This is a genomic window from Pseudomonas sp. BAV 4579, from assembly GCF_009765395.1.
Taxonomy (GTDB): domain Bacteria; phylum Pseudomonadota; class Gammaproteobacteria; order Pseudomonadales; family Pseudomonadaceae; genus Chryseomonas; species Chryseomonas aestiva.
Genome location: NZ_WHOV01000301.1, coordinates 1 through 429, shown reverse-complemented (window position 1 = coordinate 429; position 429 = coordinate 1). Strand labels below are relative to the sequence as shown.

Genomic DNA, 429 nt, shown 5'->3' with positions numbered 1-429 from the left:
CACCAGCCCCAGCACCCCGAGCCCCAGGCGACTCGGCGTCGTCAGCGGCGGCTGGCCACGGCGATAGAGTTGCCAGAGGTTGTAGAGCACCAGCACGAGCAGGAAGCCGACGAAGCCGTGGCGCATGGAGCGGGCGTCCAGGGACACCGCCAGCGCCGTACCCGCCAGGGCCGAGAGCATGCCGGCGGCGGCCAGCAGACCGGCGCGCTGCCAGTCGATGCGATTGCGCTGGTTGTACTTGTAGACCGACAGCAGCACATTGGGCACCACCATCACCAGGGCGGTGCCCTGGGCCAGTTGCTGGTCGAGGCCGAACAGCAGGGCCAGCACCGGAATGGCGATCAAGCCGCCGCCGATGCCGAACAACCCACCCACCACACCCAGCACCGCCCCGAGGGCGATATCGATCAAGAGCTGAGACAGCAATTC

At 68.1% G+C, this 429-nt stretch carries 1 protein-coding gene; it reads right to left on the bottom strand.

The genetic code is table 11. From position 1 onward, the window contains the following. On the bottom strand, positions 1-426 hold a 426-nt coding region (locus tag GSQ95_RS26070; RefSeq protein WP_158974034.1), incomplete at its 3' end, for a sulfite exporter TauE/SafE family protein. Positions 427-429: the final 3 nt, after the last annotated feature.